At 67.8% G+C, this 18111-nt stretch carries 9 protein-coding genes; 2 read left to right on the forward strand and 7 right to left on the reverse strand.

All coding sequences use genetic code 11. The annotated features are described in order from the left end of the window. Positions 1 to 254: 254 nt before the first annotated feature. The 5 genes from C4B68_RS09435 to ngcE form a co-directional block, all read right to left on the reverse strand. Complete coding sequence (locus C4B68_RS09435; protein WP_099498932.1) at positions 255 to 1352, reverse strand: substrate-binding domain-containing protein; 1098 nt, start codon at positions 1350 to 1352, stop codon at positions 255 to 257. 133 nt (positions 1353 to 1485) lie between these two features. Continuing rightward, on the reverse strand, positions 1486 to 2685 hold the full coding sequence (locus tag C4B68_RS09440) for an ROK family transcriptional regulator (RefSeq protein WP_099498933.1): 1200 nt from the start codon (positions 2683 to 2685) through the stop codon (positions 1486 to 1488). 287 nt (positions 2686 to 2972) lie between these two features. Continuing rightward, a complete protein-coding gene (locus C4B68_RS09445) occupies positions 2973 to 3893 on the reverse strand; it encodes a carbohydrate ABC transporter permease (RefSeq protein WP_099498934.1) in 921 nt (306 codons plus the stop codon). Further along, positions 3893 to 4816: a carbohydrate ABC transporter permease gene (locus tag C4B68_RS09450; RefSeq protein WP_099498935.1), complete on the reverse strand. Its 924-nt coding sequence runs from the start codon at positions 4814 to 4816 to the stop codon at positions 3893 to 3895. The genes C4B68_RS09445 and C4B68_RS09450 overlap by 1 nt, the downstream gene beginning before the upstream one ends. Before the next feature lie 60 nt (positions 4817 to 4876). Beyond that, a complete protein-coding gene (gene ngcE / locus C4B68_RS09455; protein ID WP_099498936.1) occupies positions 4877 to 6328 on the reverse strand; it encodes an N-acetylglucosamine/diacetylchitobiose ABC transporter substrate-binding protein in 1452 nt (483 codons plus the stop codon). Positions 6329 to 6885: 557 nt separating this feature from the next. Here ngcE and C4B68_RS09460 point away from each other — a divergent pair. After that, positions 6886 to 10647, forward strand: coding sequence for a GH92 family glycosyl hydrolase (locus C4B68_RS09460; RefSeq protein ID WP_099498937.1), 3762 nt, complete (start codon positions 6886 to 6888; stop codon positions 10645 to 10647). 310 nt (positions 10648 to 10957) lie between these two features. Then, positions 10958 to 13684, forward strand: a complete 2727-nt coding sequence (locus C4B68_RS09465; RefSeq protein ID WP_099498938.1) for a SpoIIE family protein phosphatase — start codon at positions 10958 to 10960, stop codon at positions 13682 to 13684. A gap of 15 nt (positions 13685 to 13699) precedes the next feature. Here C4B68_RS09465 and C4B68_RS09470 read toward each other — a convergent pair whose 3' ends face one another. Both C4B68_RS09470 and acnA read right to left on the reverse strand, forming a co-directional pair. Next, positions 13700 to 14374 (reverse strand): protein-L-isoaspartate(D-aspartate) O-methyltransferase, encoded by a 675-nt coding sequence (locus C4B68_RS09470; RefSeq protein ID WP_099499050.1) that lies wholly within the window; start codon positions 14372 to 14374, stop codon positions 13700 to 13702. A 238-nt stretch (positions 14375 to 14612) separates the two neighbouring features. After that, positions 14613 to 17333, reverse strand: a complete 2721-nt coding sequence (gene acnA / locus C4B68_RS09475; RefSeq protein ID WP_099499051.1) for an aconitate hydratase AcnA — start codon at positions 17331 to 17333, stop codon at positions 14613 to 14615. Positions 17334 to 18111: the final 778 nt, after the last annotated feature.

Below are 18111 nucleotides of genomic sequence, written 5' to 3' on the forward strand. Positions count from 1 at the left end.
CGGGTGCGTTCCCGCGTCGTTCGGTGCGTGCTCTCGGCGTGCCGGGCGAAGGTCCTCGTAGCGGAGCTACTTGGGCCTTTGGCCGGTGCGGCGAGAGTGCGTGCCGGGCGGCGTGGGTGCGTGCCTGAACTTCCCCGGGGTCGCTCAGCTTGCGGGGCTGGTGGATGCGGGGCGCCGGAGGGGCTTGGAGTGCGCAAGTCCCGTACGGGAATTCAAGAGGGAATTCCCGTACGTGGAAAGAGACTTGCGGCGGATTACTTCAGGCCGAGCTTGTCGCAGTCCGCCTTGTACGCGGAGGTGCAGATGTCGCTGACCGTGTAGACGCCGTCCTTGATGACGGTGTCCTGGATGTTGTCCTTGGTCAGGGAGGTGACCCCGACGAGCACCGACGGAACGCCCTTGGTGGTCGGGCTGTCGACCTTGTCCTTGGCGATGGAGTCCAGCGACTTGCCCTGGGCGAGCGCGACGGCCATCTCGGCGGCGGCGTCGGCCTCGGGGGCGTACGGCTTGTAGACGCTCATGTACTGCTCACCGGCGACGATGCGCTGCACACCCGCGAGTTCGGCGTCCTGGCCGGTGACCGGGACGGAGATGCCGGCGGCCTTGAGGGCGGTGATGATACCGCCGGCCATGCCGTCGTTGGCGGAGTAGACACCGACGATGTTCTTCTTGCCGAGAGCCGAAATGGCGCCCTCCATGTTGGAGTTGGCGTTCTCCGGCTTCCACTCCTTGGTGTCGTACTCCTTGCCGACGTTCACCTTGCCGTCGAGGACGGAGTGGGCGCCGCTCTTGAACTGGGCGGCGTTCGGGTCGGTCACCGACCCGTTCATCATGACGATCTTGCCGCTCTTGGCCTTGGAGCCGAGGGCCTTGAGGAGGGCCTCGCCCTGCGTCTTGCCGACGGTCTCGTTGTCGAACGAGGTGTAGGCGTCGATCGGGCCCTGCGCGAGACGGTCGTAGGCGACGACCGGGATGCCGGCGTCCTTGGCCTTCTGGACCGAGTTCTTGATGGCCGCGGCGTCCACAGCGTCGATGATCAGCACGTCCACCTTGTTGGTGATCATCGTGTCGACCTGCTGGTTCTGCGTGCTGGCGTCCTGCTTGGCGTTGGCGTAGACGACCTCGCCCTTGTCGTTCGTCAGCTCCTTGATCTTCGCCTCGATCAGCGGCTTGTCGAACTTCTCGTAACGCGCGGTCTGGTTCTCGGGAAGGAGCAGACCGACCTTGATCGCATCGCCCTTCTTGGCGGAGCTGGGGCTGTCGCCCTTGTCGCCGGACTCCTTGGCACTGCCACAGGCGGCCAGCGAAACAGCCATCGCACCAGCGGCAACGGCGACGGCGGCACGACGCATACGCGTGTTCACTACAGAAACCTCCCTGACGAGGCCGCGTCGTTGCGGCCGAGGTGGCTGGAAGTCAACTCGGCCACAGGTTCGGCGTCAAGAAGTAAATACTTAACGAGATGGCAACGGTGCCATGCGTTCTCTAAGTGAAGACGGGCGTCGTTGTGGAAAGCGAGCCATCCAAAAGGGTCGAATCGCCCATCTCGCTGAGCGCGAGCGCGAGTGCCCCGAGGACCTCCGCACGGCCCCCGAGCGCCCCTGGCAGCACCGAGAGCTGGCGCGCGGCGCTGGGGATCGCGTAGCGGCCGACGGACTCCCTGATGGGCGCGAGAACCAGCTCCCCGGCCTCGGCGAGATCGCCGCCGAGGACCACCCGGCTGGGGTTCAGCAAATTGCAGAGGTTCGCGACGCCGCTGCCGATGTGACGGCCCACGTCGGCGATCACCCGGCGGCAGCCCGGATCGCCGTCCCGCGCCAGCCTGACCACGCCCTCCATGGTCAGATCGGTGCCGTGACTCGGCTGCAGGAGCGGCAGCACATAGCGCGCCGCCGTGAAGGTCTCCAGGCATCCCCGGTTGCCGCAACGACAGACCGGGCCGGACTCATCAAGGGTGATATGACCGATTTCTCCCGCTGTGCCGCCCGGGCCGCGGTAGATCTTGCCGTCGATCACCAGGCCCGCGCCGACACCGCTGGCGACCTTGATGTACGCCAGGTCCCTGACCCCGCGCCCGCTCCCCCAGACCATCTCGCCGAGCGCGCCGAGATTGGCGTCGTTGTCCACGTGCACGGGCACCCTGAGCCGCCCGCGGAGCTCCTCGGCGGGCTTCGCGCCGGTCCAGCCCGGCAGGATGGCGGTGGAGCCGAGGGTGCCCGACTCCACGTCGATCGGGGCCGGCACGCCGAGCCCCACGCCCGCGATCTTGGAACGGTCGACCCCGGTGGCCGCGATCAGGCGGCTGACCAGCACTTCCGCCCGGTCGAAGCCCTGCGCGGCGGAGGCGTCCACATCCAGCGGCTCGGCCTCCTCGGCCAGCACCTGGTGGGCGAGATTCCCGACCGCGACGCGCAGATGCGTATGCCCGAAGTCGACGCCGATGACAATGCCGGCGTCACCGCTCAGGGACACACTGCGGGCCCGGCGGCCGCCCGCCGACGTGGGGGTGACCTCGACCGTCCCGCGGTCCTTGAGCTCCCGGACGATATTGGACACCGTCGCGGCGGACAGGCCCGTCGTCCTCGCGATCTCCGCCTGCGTGAGCGAACCTGCAAGGCGCACCGCCCGAACGACGCGCTCCAGATTGGCTCGGTGCAGCGACGACTGCGACCCCGGAGTCTCCACGACGAACCTCCCGCGTACGAGGCCGCCACGATGAGGCCCCGCCTATGTCCAAGTAGTGAACTCTAAGCTGAGCTGTTTGGGTTGCCTCCCGTCAAGAGGTTGAGCTGGATCCGGCACGGATGGGCACATGTGTACGGGCTGGGTCCCGCCTGCGTACGGACTCGGCCCCAGCCTGCGTACGGGCCCGGCCCCGGCCGCGGACCGGCCCGGCCCCCCGCCTGTGTACGGACCCCGCCCCGGCCGCGGACCGGGGCGGGTTCACACATCGACCGTTCGGCTACGGTCCGCTACTTCAGCGCACCCGCCGTCAGCCCCTGCACTACCTGCCGCTGGAAGACGATGTACGCGGCCAGCACGGGGAGCATGGCCATCACCAGGCCCGCGAACAGGCCCGACCAGTCGCCCTTGTACCCCTGGCTGGTGGCCAGCTCGACGAGGCCCTGGGACAGCACCTTCTTGTCCGGGTCGGTGTTCAGCACGGTGGGGAGCATGTACTGGTTCCACTGGCCCAGGAAGTTGAAGATGCCGACGCTGACCAGGCCCGGCTTGGCCATCGGCAGCATGATCTGGAAGAACGTCCTGGTGTGCGAGGCCCCGTCGACGAACGCCGCCTCGGCGATCGAGGTCGGCAGCGTCCTGAAGAACGAGGTCAGGAAGAACACCGTGAACGGCAGCGAGTAGGCGATGTAGACGAGGATCAGGCCCGGTAGCGTGTTCAGCAGCTGCATGTTGTTCAGCACATAGAACAGCGGCACCAGGGCGAGCATGATCGGGAAGCTCATTCCTCCGACGAAGAGGAAGTAGATGAACCGGTTGCCCGGGAAGTCGAAGCGGGCCAGGACGTAGGCCGCCATCGAGCCGAGCACGAGCGTACCGGCCAGTGAAAAGCCCACCACGATGAGCGTGTTGCCGAAGTAGTCGTTCATGTGCGCCTGGGACCACGCGCGCGACCAGTTCTCGAAGTGCAGCTTGTCCGGCAGCGACCAGGGTGAGCTGAAGATGGAGTTGTCGTCCTTGAAGGACGTCATCACCGCCCAGAGCAGCGGCAGGACGACCATGATCGCCCAGATGACGAGGATGCCGTGCGAGAAGACGTTGAGGACACCTCCTTCGCCGTTCTTCGCCTTCTCGGGCGCGGCCTGCGTCTTCGTCACGCGGGGGTGGTCCTCGACCGGATCCGCGGGCGGCGGAGTGTCAGTGGTCTTCATCAGAACTCCAGCCGCTCGCGCCGCCCCAGCCGCATCACGATCGCCGCGAACAGCAGCGTGACGATGAGGAGAGCGACACCGATCGTCGTTGCGTAGGCGGCGTTCGCGTCGCGGAACGCCGATTGGTACACGTACAGCGGTAGGACCGTGGTCGAATAGTCAGGACCGCCCGGGCCCACCGTCATGATCTGAACAGCGGCGAACGCCTCGGCACCCAGGGCCAGGATTCCCATGTAGACCCAACCCGACTGCACCGTGTCCCAGAGCAGCGGAAGGGTGATTCTGAAGAACGTGGTGAACCGGTTCGCGCCGTCGAGAAGCGCGGCTTCGTAGAAGTCCATGGGAATCGATGCCATTCCCGCGGAGAACAGCACGACGAAGAACCCGACCGTGCTCCACAGGAGCACGGCCATCACGCACCAGAGGGCGAGATTCGGGTCACCCAGCCAGTCCGGCTGGACACTGCCGAGGCCGATGGCCGTCAACGTCCCGTTGAGCACACCGTCGTTGGGGTTGTACGCGAACCGGAAGAGCAGGGCGACGATCGCGATCGACAGCACCTGCGGAAAGAAATACGCGATTTTGTAGAAACCCGATCCCCGCACTCCGGTGATGGCGGCGCCCTTACGGCGCCGCCCACCGACATTGAGCATGAAGGCGAAGAAGAGCGCGAGGCCCAGCGTCACCAGCGGCAGCAGCAACGCGAACAGCAGGCTGTGCTGCAACGACTTCCAGAAGACGTCGTCGTCCAGCATTCTGGTGTAGTTCGCGAAACCGACCATCTTGAAGTCGGGGCTCAGGCCGGTCCAGTCCGTGAACGAGTAGTAGATCGCCTGGATGAACGGCCAGATCACGAAGACCGCGTACAACACCAAGGGGGTCACCAAGAACCCCCCGATGAACCGGTACTTGCCATGCTGCATGGTTACCGACCCCGATCGTTGCGCGGATGCCGCCGCTGGTGACGTGTGCGCAGCGCGCCGCTACTGGTGCTTGAAGTGCTTGATGGACTGGTCCTTGGCCGCCGCGTCCGCGTAGCCCTGGATCTTCTTGATGGCCTCGGCCGGGGTCAGACGCCCTGCCATCATCTCGCCGAGACCGGCGACACCGATCTGCTCCTTCTGGAGCTTCACGTACCAGTCCTGGAGACGCGGGTTCACCACGTTGTCGCCGGCCTTCTCCAGCGCCGCGACACCGGACTTGAGGCCCGGGGTCAGCTCGATGCCGTCGGTACCGCCGTTGAAGGCGCTCAGCGACTTCACCTGGCTGGTGAAGTTCTTCGACGAGGCCTCGCTGAGCATGATGCGCAGCTGCTCCATGCCGCCCGCGGGGTTGGCCGCCTTGGCCGGGACGATGAAGGGCTCGCCGCCGGAGGCCCAGATGGTGCCGAACGGCAGCTTGTCGGAGCTGTCGAGGCCCGTCGGGGCGCCGACGGCCAGATTGAAGTCCGACGGGATGACACTCGCGGACTCGTTCTCCACCCAGGAGCCGTTCGGGATGAACAGCGCCTCGCCCTTGGCCCAGGCGGTCTGCGACTGGATGTGGTCGATGCCCGGGGTGCCCTTGAGGATGTAACCCTTCTTGTAGAGCTCGTAGTACGCCTCGAAACCGGCCTTGACGGCCGGGTCCTTCCAGGCGTTCGGCTCCAGGTTGTCGATCTTGTCGAGAACCTCGCGGCCGCCGATCTTGGCGATGAAGGGGTAGAGCGAGAACGGCAGGTAGTACGGGTGCTTGCCCGCGTACGTCCAGCCGGCGATGCCCTTCTTCTTCGCCTTCGCACACAGTGCGAGCATGGCGTCCCAGTCCTCGGGGTACGTCGAGTCGAGCTTCTCGAGGGCCGTCTGCGAGTACCAGACCCCGTAGACCGTGTACGCGTAGTACATGATCCAGACCGGGTCGCCGTCGAACTGGCCCATCTCGACGATGCCGGGGCGCAGCGTGTCCCGGACCTTCTTCGCCGGGTCGTCGATGGACGGGGCGTCGAGCAGCGGCGTCAGATCGGTGAGCTGCTTCTTGCCGACGAGCACACCCATGTCCATCTGCTCGGCGCCTGAGTTGTCGATCAGGTCCGGAGGGGTACCGCCGTTGAACTTGGGCTGCAGCTCGGACTGGATCTTCTGGGTCTTGTGGAAATCGATCTTGACCTTCGGATACGCCTTCTTGTACTCGGCGTTGGCGTCCGTCGCGTATTTCGTACCGAAACCGCCGTCGAAGATGACGACGGAGAGTGCGGCCGTCTCGTTGACGCCCAGCGGATTCTTCGTCGTCTTCTTGCCGGTCTTGGCCTTGTCGTCCGAACCGCTGTCACTGCTGGCACAGGCGGAGAGGAAGCCCATCGTCGGTGCGGCGATCAGGCCGAGTGCGGCCGACCGCTTGATCAGATCGCGCCGTCCGACGCCTTCGGGCTTGCTGTTCTCGGCGGAAGTGGATCCCATGCTCAAGTCCTCGCCTTCTCCAGGACTCAGGCGGTGAACCGGATCCTCCCCGGCACCGCGGTTAGGTCAAGCTGGGGTCGTGCGTGGGGGATTCAGCGGGACGACGCGACGGCAGGTCTCTGTGTCACGGTCCGCCACCTCCCGAATTCCCCCTGGACGTTGCCTGTCCACGACCGCCGAACGGCGGGGGCGGACGCCGACAGGTATAGTCCACTTCCCGCCAACGGAGCAAGATCGAATGCAGGTTTGGCCGTTGGTCTTTTCCGAGTTGAGACCTCGCGGAAATGTGCGGGCTCCGCACCTTGCCCCAGCGAAGATCGACAGGGTGTCAGCCTCCCCCGATGAACGCGATGCCCAGTTCGTCGCACGGTAGTTACCCCGGACGCCACATCCAACGCCCTTGACATCACTGACAACTTGGCTCCCAAATGGTCCTTGCGCAGCGCAGTTGACAACGTTGTCCGGTGCACGCGAGTGGACAGGGAGGGTGCTAGCGGATGCAGCACAGAGCCAGGTACAGACGGAGTTCCACGGCTAGATGGGGTTCCTCGACGGCAATGGGGGTGGCAGCGCTCTCCCTCGTCGTGGCCTCGCAGGGTGTGGCGGTCGCCCTGCCCGGCCAACCGGCCGCTGCCGACCGGGAGTTCGCCTCCTCCTTCGAATCCGGCGATCCAGCGCCGGACTGGCTGAACACGGTCGATACAGAACCTGACGGAACGAAACGAGCGTCCGGCGTCGACGGCGGCTACAGCTCCGGCATCCCCGGCAACGTCACCGACCATGTCACCGACGTCCGCGCGAGCGGCGAGCACACCGGCGCCGGCGAGGTGAAGGAGAACCTCGTCGACGGCGAGCCGGGCACCAAGTGGCTGACCTTCGCGCCCACCGGCTGGGTAGAGTTCGACCTGGACGCCCCGGTCAAGGTGGTGACGTACGCGCTCACTTCGGCCAACGACCACGACGAGCGCGACCCCAAGGACTGGACCCTCCAGGGCTCCACCGACGGCAAGGACTGGAAGACCCTCGACACCCGCGCGGGTGAATCCTTCGGCGAGCGGTTCCAGACGAAGTCGTACGACATCGCGAGCCCCGTCGAGTACCAGCACTTCCGGCTCGATGTCACCCAGAACAACGGCGGAGGCGGCATTCTGCAGCTCGCCGACGTCCAGTTCTCGACGGGCCAGGGCGACGATCCGGCCCCCAAGGACATGCTCTCGCTGGTGGACCGCGGCCCGAGCGGCTCTCCCACCGCGAAGGCGGGCGCGGGCTTCACCGGCAAGCGTGCCCTGCGCTACGCCGGTACCCACAAGCCGGACGGCCGGGCGTACTCGTACAACAAGGTCTTCGACGTGAACGTGCCCGTCGGGCGCGACACCGAACTGTCGTACCGGGTCTTCCCGTCGATGGCGGACCGCGACCGGGACTACGACGCCACGAACGTGGCCGTGGACCTGGTCTTCACGGACGGCACCTATCTGAGTGACCTCAACGCCACCGACCAGCATGGCTTCAGGCTCACCCCGCAGGGGCAGGGCGCGGCCAAGGTGCTGTACGTCAACCAGTGGAACAACGTGACCTCGCGGATCGGTTCGGTCGCGGCGGGCAGGACGGTGGACCGGATCCTGGTCGCGTACGACTCCCCGAAGGGGCCGGCGAAGTTCCGCGGCTGGCTGGACGACGTCGCGCTGCGGGTGAAGCAGCCGGAGAAGCCCAAGGCGCATCTGTCCGACTATGCGCTGACGACGCGCGGCACCAACTCCAGCGGCGGCTTCTCGCGCGGCAACAACTTCCCGGCGACGGCCGTCCCGCACGGCTTCAACTTCTGGACGCCGGTGACCAACGCGGGCTCGCTGAGCTGGCTCTACGACTACGCACGTGCGAACAACTCCGACAATCTGCCGACGATCCAGGCGTTCAGCGCAAGCCATGAGCCCAGCCCCTGGATGGGTGACCGGCAGACCTTCCAGGTGATGCCGTCGGCCGCGTCCGGCACCCCGGACACCGGCCGCACGGCCCGCGCGCTCGCGTTCCGGCACGAGAAGGAGACCGCGCGCCCGTACTACTACGGGGTGACCTTCGAGAACGGCCTCAAGGCAGAGATGGCCCCCACGGACCACGCGGCGGTGATGCGCTTCACCTATCCCGGTGACGACGCGAGCGTGCTCTTCGACAACGTGACCGACCAGGCGGGGCTGACGCTCGACAAGGAGAAGGGGATCGTCACGGGCTACTCGGACGTGAAGTCCGGCCTGTCGACGGGGGCCACCCGGCTCTTCGTGTACGGGGTCTTCGACGCGAAGGTGACGGAAGGGGACGCCAGCGGGGTCAAGGGCTATCTGCGGTTCGACCCTTCGGACGACCGCACGGTCACCCTGCGCCTCGCCACCTCCCTCATCAGCATCGACCAGGCCAAGGACAACCTCCGCCAGGAGATCCCCGACGGCACGTCCTTCGGGGAGGTCAAGGCGCGGGCACAGCAGCAGTGGGACAAGGTGCTCGGCAAGGTCGAGGTCGAGGGCGCGACGCCGGACCAGCTGACGACGCTGTACTCCAGCCTGTACCGGCTGTATCTGTACCCCAACTCGGGCTTCGAGAAGGTCGGTTCGAAGTACCAGTACGCGTCGCCGTTCTCGCCGATGCCGGGTCCGGACACCCCCACCCACACCGGCGCGAAGATCGTCGAGGGCAAGGTGTACGTCAACAACGGCTTCTGGGACACCTATCGGACGACCTGGCCGGCGTACTCCTTCCTGACCCCCCGTCAGGCAGGCGAGATGGTCGACGGGTTCGTTCAGCAGTACAAGGACGGCGGCTGGACCTCGCGCTGGTCCTCGCCGGGGTACGCGGACCTGATGACCGGCACCTCGTCGGACGTGGCCTTCGCGGACGCGTACGTCAAGGGCGTGGACTTCGACGCGAAGTCGGCGTACGACGCGGCCCTGAAGAACGCGACGGTCGTCCCGCCGACGTCGGGCGTGGGCCGCAAGGGCATGACGACTTCCCCCTTCCTCGGCTACACGAGCACCGACACGCACGAGGGCCTGTCGTGGGCGCTGGAGGGCTACCTCAACGACTACGGCATCGCGAGGATGGGCCAGGCCCTCTACAAGAAGACCGGCGAGAAGCACTACAAGGAGGAGTCCTCGTACTTCCTCAACCGGGCCCAGGAATACGTGCGCCTCTTCGACGCGAAGGCCGGCTTCTTCCAGGGCCGCGACGAGAAGGGCGGCTGGCGGGTCGAGTCGTCCACGTACGACCCGCGCGTGTGGGGCTACGACTACACGGAGACGAACGGCTGGGGGTACGCGTTCACCGCGCCGCAGGACTCCCGCGGCCTGGCGAACCTGTACGGCGGCCGCGACGGACTCGCGGAGAAGCTCGACAGGTACTTCGCGACGCCCGAGACGGCCTCGCCGGAGTTCGTGGGCTCGTACGGCGGGGTCATCCATGAGATGACCGAGGCCCGTGACGTACGGATGGGCATGTACGGGCACTCCAACCAGGTGGCGCACCACGTGAATTACATGTACGACGCCGCCGGACAGCCCTGGAAGACGCAGAAGAACGTCCGCGAGGTCCTCTCCCGCCTCTACACCGGCAGTGAGATCGGGCAGGGCTACCACGGCGACGAGGACAACGGCGAGCAGTCGGCCTGGTTCCTCTTCTCCTCGCTCGGCTTCTACCCGCTGGTGATGGGCAGCGGCGAATACGCCGTCGGCTCGCCGCTGTTCACCAAGGCCACGGTCCATCTGGAGAACGGTGAGGACCTGGTCGTCAAGGCTCCCAAGAACAGCGCGAAGAACGTGTACGTGCGGGGCCTGAAGGTCAACGGCAAGACGTGGACCTCGACGTCGCTCCCCCACTCGCTCATCTCCCGGGGCGGCGTCCTGGAGTTCGACATGAGCTCCAAGCCGTCCTCGTGGGGCTCGGGCAGGAACGCGGCGCCCGTGTCGATCACGCAGGACGACAAGGTGCCCTCGCCGCGCGCGGACGCCCTCAAGGGGGAGGGCGCGCTCTTCGACAACACCTCGGCGACGGACGCTGCGGTCACGTCCGTGGATCTGCCGACGTCCGCGTCCGCCAAGGGGGTTCAGTACACCCTGACCTCCTCGGACCGCGCCAAGGCCCCGGCCGGATGGGTCCTCCAGGGCTCGTCCGACGGCAGCAAGTGGACCGACCTGGACCGGCGCTCCGGCGAGTCCTTCGCCTGGGACAAGCAGACCCGGGCGTTCACGGTCGCGGACCCGGGCTCGTACGCGCACTACCGCCTGGTCCTCGACGGTGAGGCGAGGCTCGCGGAGGTGGAGCTGCTGGCCTGACAGACTCCCCCCACAGGAGAGGGGCGGGCCCGGAGGAGACTCCGGGCCCGCCTTGCGTTCGTGGGTGGGGCAGCCGGCCAGCGGATCCGGTGCCGGCGATGGCTCTGTGACGCACGGTATTTCTGTGACGCAGGGTACTTCTGTGACGCACGCACGGTGCTTATGATGCAAGGCTTGTGCGACGCAAGGGTCTTCTGCGACGCAAGGGGCCAATGAAAGCTATGCGCCATGCGAGTCAGAAGCGAGCAATGCTGTCCAGCGCTTGGACTGGGCCATGGCCACCAGGGATCACCAATGCTACAAATGGCGCATGCCGGACCGATTCGCCCGCTTTAGGCGCATCTTCCTGCGCCCGCTGCACGGCAAAAGCCCCCGAAGCGTCGCCGGGCAGGTGCTCGTGCTGCAGGTGGCGCTGGTCGTGCTGCTCGTGGCCTGTGGCGTCTTCGCCCTGGTTCTGCAGTCGCAGCGGGACAGCAACGCCGAGGCCAGAAGCCGCTCCATGGCCGTCGCACAGACGTTCGCGAACTCTCCGGGCGTCCTGGCGGCGCTGCGGGCCCCCGACCCCTCGAAAGAGCTCCAGCCACTCACCGAGACGGCGCGCCAGTCCGCGGGCGTCGACTTCATCGTGGTCATGGACACCAAGGGCATCCGCTACACCCATCCCCTGCCGGGCCTGATCGGAAAGCGGTTCGTGGGCGAGCTGGGCCCGCCGCTGGCGGGGAAGGCGTACACCGAAAGCGTCATCGGCCCGCTCGGCCAGGAGGTGCAGTCCACCGTTCCCGTCAGGAACGCCGACGGCACGGTGGTGGCCCTTGTCTCCGCCGGGCTGAAGGTCGAGAACGTGACCCAGCAGGTGTACCAGCAACTGCCGATCATCCTTGCCGCCGGCGCCGGTGCGCTCGCGCTGGCCACCGGCGGGACGGCGCTGGTGGGCAGGCGGCTGCGACGGCAGACCCACAGCCTGGCCCCGGCCGAGATGACCCGCATGTACGAGCACCACGACGCGGTGCTCCACTCCGTACGGGAAGGGGTGCTCATCCTGGGTGACGGCGGGCGGCTGCTGCTGGTCAACGACGAGGCCAGACGGCTGCTGGAGCTGTCCCCTGACGCCGAGGGGCGGCGCGTGTGGGAGCTGTCCGGCCTCGACCCCGACATGGTGGAGCTGCTCGCCTCCGGGCGCGAGGCCTCCGACGAGGTGCACTTCGCCGGGGAACGGCTGCTGGCGGTCAACCAGCGGCCCACGGACCGCGACGGCGGCCCCGAGGGAACCGTGGTGACGCTCCGTGACTCCACCGAGCTCCAGGCGGTGTCCGGCACGGCGAAAGTCGCACGTGAGCGGCTCAAGCTGCTGTACGACGCGGGAATGAGCGTCGGCACCACCCTCGACGTGATCCGCACGGCCGACGAGCTGGCGCAGGTCGCCGTCCCCCGCTTCGCCGACTTCGCCACCGTCGACCTGGCCGACGACGTGGTGCGCGGCGAGGAGCCGGCCCGCACGGCGACGGCCCTGCGGCGCATCGCCGTGTGCGGCATCCGCGACGACCACCCGCTCTACGAGAAGGGCAGGCTGATCGACTTCCCGCCGTCCACGCCCCAAGGACACGGCTACGCCACCGGCCGCCCCGAGCTGGTGACCGACCTGTCGAGCGCGGCGGGCTGGTACGCACAGGACCCGGAGCGCACCCAGGCGATCACCGACTACGGCATTCACTCGCTCATCGCCGCCCCGCTCCAGGCCCGCGGTGTCGTGCTGGGCCTGGCCAACTTCTGGCGTTCCAAGCCGCACGACCCCTTCGACGAGGAGGAGCTGTCGCTCGCGGAGGAGCTGGTGGCCCGTGCCGCGGTCAGCATCGACAACGCCCGCCGGTACACCCGCGAGCACGCCCTGGCGGTCACCCTCCAGCGCAGCCTGTTGCCCCGGGCCCTGCCGGAGCAGAGCGCCCTCGACGTCGCCTACCGCTACCTCCCCGCGCAGTCGGGCGTGAGCGGAGACTGGTTCGACGTGATTCCCCTGCCGGGCAGCCGGGTGGCGCTGACCGTCGGCGACGTGGTCGGCCACGGCCTCCACGCCGCCGCGACGATGGGGCGGCTGCGGACCGCGGTGCACAACTTCTCCACGCTCGACCTGCCGCCCGACGAGCTGCTGAGCCATCTGGACGACCTGGTCGGCCGCATCGACCAGGACGAGGCGAGCGCGGAGGCGTCCGCGGAGATCGTGGGGGTCACCTGCGTGTACGCGATCTACGACCCCGTGACGCGCCGCTGCGCCATGGCACGCGCGGGGCACCTGGCGCCCGCGCTGGTCCAGCCCGACGGAAGCGTCACGTTCCCCGATGTGCCGACCGGGCCGCCGCTCGGGCTCGGCGGCATGCCGTTCCAGACGGCGGAACTGGACCTCGCGGAGGGCACTCAGCTCGTCCTGTACACCGACGGCCTGATCGAGGACCGTACGCGCGACCTGGACGTGGGAATGGAGCTGCTGCGCCAGGCGCTGGCGGGCCATCCCGACCGGCCGCCGGAGGAGAGCTGCCGGGCGGTACTGGACGAACTGCTGCCGGAGCGCCCCAAGGACGACGTCGCTCTGCTCATCGCGCGCACGCGGGCGCTGCCGCCCGGCCAGGTCGCCGACTGGGACGTGCCGCGCGATCCGGCCGCCGTGTCACGGATGCGCTTCGCCGTGTCCGGAAAACTCAAGGAGTGGGGCCTGTCCGAACTCGTCTTCTGCATGGAACTCGTCCTGAGCGAGCTCATCACCAACGCCATCCGCTACGGCTCCGATCCGATCCACGTACGGCTGATCCGCGACCGCACGCTGATCTGCGAGGTGGCCGACGGCAGCAGCACCTCGCCGCATCTGCGCTACGCCGCGACGACCGACGAGGGAGGCCGGGGTCTGTTCCTGGTCTCACAGATGACCGAGCGCTGGGGCACCCGGTACACGCCGCAGGGCAAGGTGATCTGGGCCGAACTGGTCCTTCCGGAGGCCACGGACGCCGTGCCGGGCGGAGAGGCAGGCGGGCCGCAGGCTCCCGCGTGATCCGCCGTCGCCCCGTCACCCCGCATCGCCGAGCGGCACCTCGGACGGGAATCCGTAGGTGCCGTACAGCCGGACGAACCGGGCCGGTACGACGAGCCCGACACGTACGAATCCGTGCTCCGACCGCTCGTACAGCTCGACGTCCTCCGCCCCGCCGGGCCCGATCGGCTGAACCAGTCGGCCGCCGGCGCGCAGCTGCGCGACAAGCGGCGGCGGTACCTCGGGGTGGGCGGCGCAGACGATGACGGCGTCATAGGGGGCGCGGCCCGGCAGGCCCAGGGTGCCGTCGCCGACGACGAGCTCGACGTTCTCGGCGCCTTCCGCAGCCAGGTTGTCCCGCGCCTGTCGGGCCATGTCCGGCCATCGCTCGATGCTGACGACGTGGGCGGCGAGGCGGGCCAGGAGGGCGGTCTGATAGCCGTGGCCGGTGCCGATCTCCAGGACGGTTTCGCTGCCGGTCAGGGCCAGTGCGTCGACCATGAGGGCCACGAGCGAGGGCTGTGTCGTCACCTGTCCGTGGCTGAGGGGAATCGGCGTATCCCAGTAGGCCGACGCGAGGTGGGACTCCGGCACGAACCGGGCCCGCGGCGTGTCACGGATCGCCTTCAGCAGGCGCTCGTCCCGCACACCCGCGGCACGGGCGGCCCTGACCAGTCCGTCATGAAGGGCTCCGGAGCCGGGACCGGGCATGCTGTCCACCTCCGGTGCGGTGCGTGCCGCTCCTGGGACCGGCGAGGACTCGAGGCCCCGGCGGGCCGGGCCCTGCGCCGGTCACTTCCAGCAGAACACCACGGCCGATTGCCACAGTGGAACCGGGGATTCATGAAGGGCCGCGCCCACGTGGCCGGCACTCGGACGCATGCGGAACTGGCCGCCACCCGGTGACGGGCGGCGGCCAGAACCCTGGGCAGTCACGCCAAGGGGCACATCACTTGCGGATCAGGTTGCGCAGCACGTACTGCATGATGCCGCCGTTGCGGTAGTAGTCCGCCTCGCCGGGGGTGTCGATGCGGACGACCGCGTCGAACTCGACGCCGGTGTCGGTGGTGACCTTCACCGTGCGCGGGGTGGTGCCGTCGTTCAGCTCGGTGACGCCGGTGATGGAGAAGGTCTCCTCGCCGGTGAGGCCGAGGGCCTCGGCGGAGGCGCCCTCCGGGAACTGCAGCGGCAGCACGCCCATGCCGATGAGGTTCGAGCGGTGGATGCGCTCGTACGACTCGGCGATGACGGCCTTGACGCCGAGGAGCGCGGTGCCCTTGGCGGCCCAGTCGCGGGACGAGCCGGAGCCGTACTCCTTGCCGGCCAGCACGACCAGCGGGGTGCCCTGCTCGATGTAGTTGCGCGAGGCGTCGTAGATGAAGGAGACGGGGGCGCCTTCCTTCGTGAAGTCGCGGGTGTAGCCGCCCTCGGTGCCCGGTGCGATCTGGTTGCGCAGGCGGATGTTGGCGAACGTGCCGCGGATCATGACCTCGTGGTTGCCTCGGCGCGAGCCGTAGGAATTGAAGTCACGACGCTCCACACCGTGCTCGGTGAGGTACTTGCCGGCCGGGGTGTCGGCCTTGATCGCACCGGCCGGGGAGATGTGGTCGGTGGTGACCGAGTCGCCCAGCTTGGCGAGGACGCGGGCGCCGGCGATGTCCGAGACCGGGGTGGTCTCCATCGTCATGCCCTCGAAGTACGGGGGCTTGCGGACGTACGTCGACTCGGCGTCCCACTCGAAGGTGTTGCCGGTCGGGATCGGCAGCGCCTGCCACTGGGCGTCGCCGGCGAAGACGTCCGCGTAGGACTTGGCGAACATGTCCTCGCCGATGGCGTTGGCGACGACGTCGTTGACCTCGGCCTCGGTCGGCCAGATGTCGGCCAGGTGGACCGGCTTGCCGTCCTGGTCGATGCCGAGGGCGTCCTTGGTGATGTCCACCTTCATGGAACCCGCGAGGGCGTACGCCACGACCAGCGGCGGGGAAGCCAGGTAGTTCATCTTGACGTCGGGGTTGATACGGCCCTCGAAGTTCCGGTTGCCGGAGAGGACCGAGGTGACCGCGAGGTCGTGGTCGTTGACGGCCTTGGAGACCTCGTCCGGCAGCGGGCCGGAGTTGCCGATGCAGGTGGTGCAGCCGTAGCCGACGAGGTTGAAGCCGACCTTGTCGAGGTACGGGGTCAGGCCCGCCTTGTCGAAGTAGTCGGTGACGACCTTGGAGCCCGGGGCGAGGGTGGTCTTGACCCACGGCTTGCGGGTCAGGCCCTTCTCCACGGCCTTCTTGGCGACGAGCGCCGCGGCGACCATGACGTACGGGTTCGACGTGTTGGTGCAGGAGGTGATGGCCGCGACCGTCACCGCACCGTGGTCGAGGGTGTACATCGTGCCGTCGGGAGCGGTGACCGTGACCGGGTTGGACGGACCGCCGTTGGGGTGGATGGCCGGGGAGTCGGAGGCCGGGAAGGACTCCTCGCCCGCCTCGTCGGAGGTGGTCGTGACGTAGTTGAGGACGTCCTTCTTGAACTGCTCGGCGGCGTTCGCGAGGACGATGCGGTCCTGCGGGCGCTTCGGGCCGGCGATGGACGGGACGACCGTCGACAGGTCCAGCTCGAGCTTCTCCGAGAAGTCGGGCTCGGCGGCCGGGTCCAGCCAGAGGCCCTGCTCCTTGGCGTACGCCTCGACGAGCGCGACCTGCTGCTCGCTGCGACCAGTCAGGCGCAGGTACTTCAGGGTCTCGTCGTCGATCGGGAAGATCGCGGCGGTGGAGCCGAACTCCGGCGACATGTTGCCGATGGTGGCGCGGTTCGCGAGGCTCGTGGCGGCCACACCCTCGCCGTAGAACTCGACGAACTTGCCGACGACGCCATGCTTGCGGAGCATCTCGGTGATGGTCAGCACAAGGTCGGTGGCGGTGGTGCCGGGCGTGAGCTCACCGGTCAGCTTGAAGCCGACGACGCGCGGGATGAGCATGGACACCGGCTGGCCGAGCATCGCGGCCTCGGCCTCGATGCCGCCGACGCCCCAGCCGAGGACGCCGAGGCCGTTGACCATGGTGGTGTGCGAGTCGGTGCCGACCAGGGTGTCGGGGTACGCCTTGCCGTCGCGGACCATGACGACACGGGCCAGGTGCTCGATGTTCACCTGGTGGACGATGCCGGTGCCCGGCGGGACGACCTTGAACTCGTCGAAGGCGGTCTGGCCCCAGCGCAGGAACTGGTAGCGCTCCTTGTTGCGGCCGTACTCGAGGTCGACGTTCACCTTGAAGGCGTCGTTCGTGCCGAACTTGTCGGCGATGACGGAGTGATCGATGACCAGCTCGGCCGGAGCCAGCGGGTTGATCTTCGCCGCGTCGCCGCCGAGCGCCTTGACGGCCTCGCGCATGGTGGCGAGGTCGACGACGCAGGGCACGCCGGTGAAGTCCTGCATGATCACGCGGGCGGGCGTGAACTGGATCTCCTGGCTGGGCTGGGCCTGCGAGTCCCAGGTGCCCAGGGCTCGGATGTGGTCGGCGGTGATGTTCGCGCCGTCCTCGGTGCGGAGCAGGTTCTCCAGCAGCACCTTCAGGCTGTACGGAAGGCGAGCCGAGCCTTCCACCTTGTCCAGCCGGAAGATCTCGTACGACTCGTCGCCGACCTGCAGCGTGCTGCGGGCGTCGAAGCTGTTCGCCGACACGACAGTCTCCTTCATTGATGTGCGCGTACCACCGCAATCCTGCCGCCACGACGTTTGGGCCTATCCGCTAAGGTAAGGCTAAGTTAGGTAACCCTTACCGGGGTGGCGGCTGCGGTGCACCTCGGCAGATATCTCGATGTCGAGATAACTCTAGTACATGGGGGCGGGCTGGTCATGCCCGGCCTCCTTGTCGCCTGTCATCCCATCGAGGCGAATCCAGCTGCTTCGGCACACTCCCCAGGGTGGCACCGGGCCCGCGCGAGTCCGCCGGCACACCGCCGGGCTCGTACGGGAGCACCTGGCGGGCCACCCGGACGGATGGACGGCTGCGCTGCGCCTTATGGAGACGTACGCCGGGACGCTCGCCGAACTGATCCAGGTGGCCGCGCAGGGGGCTGGCCCCGGCCGAACCCGGAGGAGCCGGACCGCCAGGAAGCGGGTGAACTCGCGGCAACGGAGGCCCGGTTGAAGCCTGCCCCGGTCGCACCCGAGCTCACGCATGCCGAAGAACGCGATCTGCGCCAGGAGTTGACCCCCTCTCGCCCTGGCCGCAGTCCGAGGCGCTCAACGAGGGGGAGCGATTCCTCGAGCTGCCATATGCGCGCGATGGGGACGTACTACTCAAAGCACATGAACAGGCGTCGCGAACTCACCGAGACCGTCCGCGTCGCCGCGCGTGAGACTACGGACGAAGTGGACAAATTGGTGACAAAAACTCTCAACACCGACGAACCGTCATGAGGGAGTCCTTTCACGGCACTAGCCGGCGGCGACCTCA

It is taken from the genome of Streptomyces dengpaensis (assembly GCF_002946835.1).
Taxonomy (GTDB): domain Bacteria; phylum Actinomycetota; class Actinomycetes; order Streptomycetales; family Streptomycetaceae; genus Streptomyces; species Streptomyces dengpaensis.